The 5,198-nt window shown below is 52.4% G+C and carries 4 protein-coding genes and 1 pseudogene; 4 read left to right on the top strand and 1 reads right to left on the bottom strand.

Annotation, left to right across the window (positions count from 1 at the left end):
- Window positions 1-128 precede the first annotated feature (128 nt).
- The 4 genes and pseudogenes from Q0277_RS01050 to Q0277_RS01035 all read left to right on the top strand — a co-directional run.
- Window positions 129-1,322, top strand: a complete 1,194-nt coding sequence (locus Q0277_RS01050) for a tetrahydrodipicolinate N-succinyltransferase N-terminal domain-containing protein (protein WP_297994652.1) — start codon at window positions 129-131, stop codon at window positions 1,320-1,322.
- 362 nt (window positions 1,323-1,684) lie between these two features.
- A complete protein-coding gene (locus Q0277_RS01045; RefSeq protein WP_297994649.1) occupies window positions 1,685-2,077 on the top strand; it encodes a hypothetical protein in 393 nt (130 codons plus the stop codon).
- Window positions 2,078-2,097: 20 nt separating this feature from the next.
- Window positions 2,098-3,225 (top strand): cation diffusion facilitator family transporter, encoded by a 1,128-nt coding sequence (locus Q0277_RS01040; RefSeq protein ID WP_297994646.1) that lies wholly within the window; start codon window positions 2,098-2,100, stop codon window positions 3,223-3,225.
- Between the two features lie 214 nt (window positions 3,226-3,439).
- Window positions 3,440-4,003: pseudogene (locus Q0277_RS01035) on the top strand (ATP-binding cassette domain-containing protein); the annotation flags it as partial.
- 230 nt (window positions 4,004-4,233) lie between these two features.
- Here Q0277_RS01035 and Q0277_RS01030 read toward each other — a convergent pair.
- Window positions 4,234-5,198: electron transfer flavoprotein-ubiquinone oxidoreductase (locus Q0277_RS01030; RefSeq protein ID WP_297994645.1), on the bottom strand; the 965-nt coding region annotated here is incomplete at its 5' end.

The raw sequence follows: 5,198 nt of genomic DNA, 5'->3' as shown, positions 1-5,198 counted from the left end.
AAGCAAAATAATCAAGAATTTAAAAGCGCGTGTTTTCGCTTTTAAATTCCATTCATGCGCCTTTTCAAATCCCCTTTTAAATTAAATTTAGCTATACTCCCGCGCAATTTTGCGATTAAGGATTAAATATGAAAGAGATTAAAAGCCTAAGCGAGCTTCAGGCTTTTGCAGATAAAGTTCGCGCCGCAAAGGGTTATCGCGATCCGATGATGTGGGCGGTCGGGCGTGTATTTAAGGGGCGCGCGGAGGGGCATAAAAGCCTAAGCGTGAATTACGCGCACGTAAATTTTAAAGATGGGCTAGTAAGCGCAGCAGTGCTAATCCATGCTCTAACCAAATGCGGTGAGGTCGTGGATTTTAGCGGTAGTGAGTGCGTCCTTCCGCTAACGCACAAAGCCCTAAAAAAGGCGATCGAGGCTTTAAAATTTCTACAGCCAGACGTCAAAGAGGGCGCGCACAAAAATCTGCAGGTGCTGCTTGCGGTTAAAGAGGCGATGAAATCGGACGAGCACGCGAGCTTTTGTGCTAGCTTCATCTTTGAGGATGCCGCGCCAAAAAGCGTCGAGAGCGTCTATCTCAAGCTTTACGCGCTTTCGCTAAATCTCTGCGAGCCGCGCACGCTCAATCTAGACGGCGCATTTAGTGTGCTTCCGAACGTCGCGTGGGACGAAAACGCTCGCCCGATCGAGCTTTGGTGGCTGCGTGAAAACGAAATCCATTTAAAAATGCAAGGCCGCTATCCACGCATAATCAGCGTCGATAAATTTCCGCGCTACCTAAGCCACGTCGTGCCGTCGCAAAACGTTCGGATTTTAGACGATGCGAAAGTGCGTTTGGGTGCGCATATCGCCGCGGGTACGACCGTGATGCCGGGTGCTGCGTACGTGAATTTCAACGCAGGCACGACCGGCAGCGTTATGATCGAGGGGCGCGTCAGTAGCTCGGTCGTCGTGGGCGAGGGCAGCGACATAGGCGGCGGCGCGTCGATTTTGGGCGTGCTAAGCGGCACCAACGGCAATGCTGTGAGCATCGGCAAGCACTGCTTGCTGGGCGCAAACTCCGTAACGGGCATTCCGCTAGGCGACCGCTGCATCGTGGATGCCGGTATTGCGGTACTTGAGGGCACGAAGGTTTTCATCGCGCAAAAGGATCGCGAGGCGCTAGCAGCGCTAAATCCAGGCTTTGCGTTCGATCGTGAAATTTATAAAGGGCTTGAGCTTGCCGGGCTTAGCGGACTGCACTTCCGACAAAACAGCCAAAGCGGGCAGATTACGGCAAGCGTTAGCAAGCGCGCGATCAAACTCAACGCGGAACTGCATTAAATTTATAAATTTAAACGGCGGGCGCGGATTGGCTGGAGCTTTTCAAAGCTGCGTTAAATCTATAACTTAAACGGTGAGTTCGAAAAAGATACGGACGATCTCGCCGCACGCCGCTTTGAGCGAGCGCATGCGATCCGTCGCAAAATTTCTACTCATAGAATTTTGCGCGGAATTTAAAGAATTTTTGCCGCGATTTAGAAAATTTCTAGCGGTGATTTATGGAATTTGCGCCGCTATTTTAACGTAAGTAATTTTGGCGGCTCGCGGATTTGCGCCGCGCAAATAGGTCTTTAAATTTCAAAAAATAGATTGAATTTAAAATTTTAATATGATAGATTTCAAATAAAAATAAGGAGATGAAAATGAAAAAATTTATACCCGTCCTGTTTGGCGTATTTATCTGCAGCGCAGCGCTTGCGGGAGATGTAGATGCCGATGCACAGCGCTGCAAGGCTTTGGCGGACGCCGTAAATGGGCACAGTCACCCCGCGACTAAAAATATAGAGTTGAGCGCGGCTACATGCGAGGGCGATAAATTTGTAATTCCCACGATTCTAAAAAATGAAATTTGGGACAAAGTAGATCCCAAAATCAAGCAAAATTTTGAAAGCATTTTGCGTGCCGATAGGCAAAAGGACGTCTGCGCGATGATGAAAGCGGGCAGTCTAAATCGCATAGGCGTACGAGAATTTCTGCAAAGCGGCGAAAAAATCGCCGATCTGACCTACACGCGCAGCGATTGCGGCTTGGAATAAAATTTCAAAGGAAATAAATAATGGAAGTGCCTCAAGCGGCGTATAGCAGGGATAAAATCATCGTTCGCACCGGTGCGATCGGTATCGTTTCAAATGTAATTTTAGCGGCATTTAAGGGCGTCGTGGGGCTGATTTCAGGCTCGATCGCGATCGTGCTTGATGCCGTAAACAATCTAAGCGACGCGCTTTCATCCGTCATTACGATCGTGGGCGTGCATCTTGCTAGCAAGCAGCCCGATCGTGCGCACCCCTTCGGACACGGCAGGATCGAGTATCTAAGCGCGATCGTAATCGCCGTCATCATCCTCTACACCGGCGGCGTCTCGCTCGTTGAATCAATCAAAAAGATCATCCATCCGCAAACGGCGAATTATAATGCGGTTTCGCTCGCCATCATCGCAGTAGCGGTCGCGGCGAAATTTAGCCTGGGGCTCTATACGCAAAAGACGGGCGAGCGCGTAAATTCCGACTCGCTCATCGCTAGCGGCGTGGATGCCAAATACGACGCGCTCGTATCGCTAGCCACCCTCGTAGCGGCTTTTATTTCGCTTATTTTCGGGCTGAGCTTAGAGGCGTATCTGGGCGCGATAATTTCGGCTCTTCTGATCAAAACGGCGTATGAAATTCTACGCGATACGATCAGTAAGCTTTTGGGCTCGCGCCCGAGCCTGGAGCTGACGAATGAAATTTACGACGTCGTGCGCGGCTTTGAGGGCGTCATCGGCGCATACGATCTGATGTTTCATGACTACGGGCCCGATAAAATGGTAGGTTCGGTGCATATCGAGGTCGCGAGTGACACGACCGCGGCGCAGATCGACGCTCTTACGCGCCGCATCCAAAACGCCGTTTTTGCGAAATTTAATATCATCCTAGACACCGTAGGAATTTACGCGTTTAACAGAAACGATCCGCGCGCCGCCGAGATCTACGAGCATATCAAGCAGATGGCGTTTTCGCATAAGTTCGTCTCGCAGATACATGGATTTTATCTCGACGAGGAAAAGCGCGCGATCAGCTTTGACGTCATCGTCGATTTCGCAGCGCCCGATATGGAGGCGACGTTTCGCGCGGTTTGCAAGCAGGTGCGCGCGGCGTATCCGAACTACACGCTCATCATTACTCGCGATAGCGATTACAGCGGCTAAAATTTAAATTGCTCTAGCTTTGGCGGTCTAAATTTAATCGTGCCCGTCCGCGCTCCTTCGGCGAAATTTCAGAATTTTAAGCTACAATAGGAGAAATTTATCGCAGCTCCGCGCGGCGCAAAAGCCGCAATAAACCGCGAGATGAAATTTGCGCGCAAAACCCAGCAGAAGCCCGCGCGCAAGGCAACGCAAAGAGAAATTTAAAAGGAAAAATATGGTTGAAATCAAAGATCTAACGATGCGCTTCGGCAAACAGCTGCTTTTTGAAAACGTAAATTTAAGCCTCGATAAGGGCAGGCGTTATGGTCTTATCGGCGCAAACGGCGCGGGCAAATCGACGCTACTTAAAATTTTAAGCGGACAGATCGAAGCAAGCAGCGGCGAAATTTTGATCCAAAGCGGGCTTAAAATCGGCGTTTTGGGGCAGGATCAATTCGCCTTCGAAAGCTTCAGCGTCAAAGACGCCGTGCTTTACGGCAACAAGCGCCTTTATGACGCCGTGCGCGAAAAGACGCAGCTTTACGAAGCCGGCGAGTTTAACGACGAGATAAACGAGCGCCTCGGCGAGCTTGAGATGATCTGCGCCGAGGAGGATCCCGCCTACGAGTACGAAACGCGGATCGAGAAAATTTTAAGCTCGCTGGGGCTGAATGATTTCGATAAAAAGATGAGCGAGATCGAGACGAGCGATAAATTTAAAGTCCTTCTCGCGCAGGTGCTCTTCCCGCGCCCTGACGTGCTGTTTTTGGACGAAGCCACCAACCAGCTGGACGACGAAACCGCCGCCGCCCTGATGTCCCTGCTGCGCCGCGAGCTGCCGGAAACCCTGTGCATCGCCGTCAGCCACCAGGCCGCCGTCAAAGCCTTGTTCACGCGCCGCCTGCCGCTGGACGAGGCGGTGCCGCAGGAAGATTAAAACAGCGGCCCGTCTTTATTGCCGACAAAAAACCAAAAGCAGCCTGCACCCCAAAGTGGAAGTGCAGGCTGCTTTTGGATGGTGCGGACGGATTACATGGCGCTGTAATTCGGCCCACCGCCGCCTTCGGGGCAGGTCCATGTGATGTTTTGCGCCGGGTCTTTAATGTCGCAGGTTTTGCAGTGCAGGCAGTTGGCCGCGTTGATTTGCAGGCGTGGTTTGCCGCCGTTTTGCTGCACAATTTCATACACGCCGGCAGGGCAGTAGCGCGTTTCGGGGCTGGCGTATTGCGCGTAATTCAGGTCAATCGCCAGCGCAGGGTCGCGCAGTTGCAGGTGTGCAGGCTGGTTTTCTTCGTGTGATACACCGGCCAGGAACACGCTGCTCAAACGGTCGAACGTGATTTTGCCGTCGGGTTTCGGATACTCGATGGGCGTATATTCTTTGGCGGGGTGCAGGCTGCCTGCGTCCGTTCCGTGGTGGGCAATCGTCCAAGGCATCCGCCCTTTGAACACGTATTGCTCCAAGCCGGTATAGATCATGGCGGGAATCAGCCCCCATTTGAACGCGGGGCGGATGTTGCGGATGGCGTGCAATTCTTGATACAGCCAGCTTTGCTCGAACAGGCCTTGATAACGCGCCGCCGTTTTGCCGTGTGCAGGCTGCTTTTCGGTGTCGCTTTCCAGCAGGGGGAACACGGCTTCCGCTGCCAGCATGGCGGATTTCATGGCGGTGTGGCTGCCTTTGATGCGTGCCACGTTCAAAAAGCCCGCGCAGTCGCCCACCAGCACGCCGCCGGCAAACGCCAGTTTCGGCAGGCATTGCAAGCCGCCTTCCACCAATGCGCGTGCACCGTAAGCAATGCGGCGGCCGCCTTCCAGCATGGTGCGGATGGCGGGGTGCAGCTTCAAGCGTTGAAATTCTTCAAACGGCGACAGGTAAGGATTCTGATAATCCAGTCCCACCACCAAACCCAAGGCGATTTGGTTGTTGTCCAGATGGTAAACAAACGAGCCGCCGTAGGTTTTGCTGTCCAGCGGATAGCCCACGGTGTGAA

Source organism: uncultured Campylobacter sp., assembly GCF_938030815.1.
GTDB lineage: Bacteria > Campylobacterota > Campylobacteria > Campylobacterales > Campylobacteraceae > Campylobacter_B.
Note: the sequence above shows the minus strand (reverse complement) of the source record. Positions and strands in the feature narration are given on the sequence as shown.

Coding starts and splice junctions, on each gene's coding strand:
- Q0277_RS01050 (WP_297994652.1), top strand. CDS start 129: ATGAAAGAGATTAAAAGCCTAAGCGAGCTTCAGGCTTTTGCAGATAAA.
- Q0277_RS01045 (WP_297994649.1), top strand. CDS start 1,685: ATGAAAAAATTTATACCCGTCCTGTTTGGCGTATTTATCTGCAGCGCA.
- Q0277_RS01040 (WP_297994646.1), top strand. CDS start 2,098: ATGGAAGTGCCTCAAGCGGCGTATAGCAGGGATAAAATCATCGTTCGC.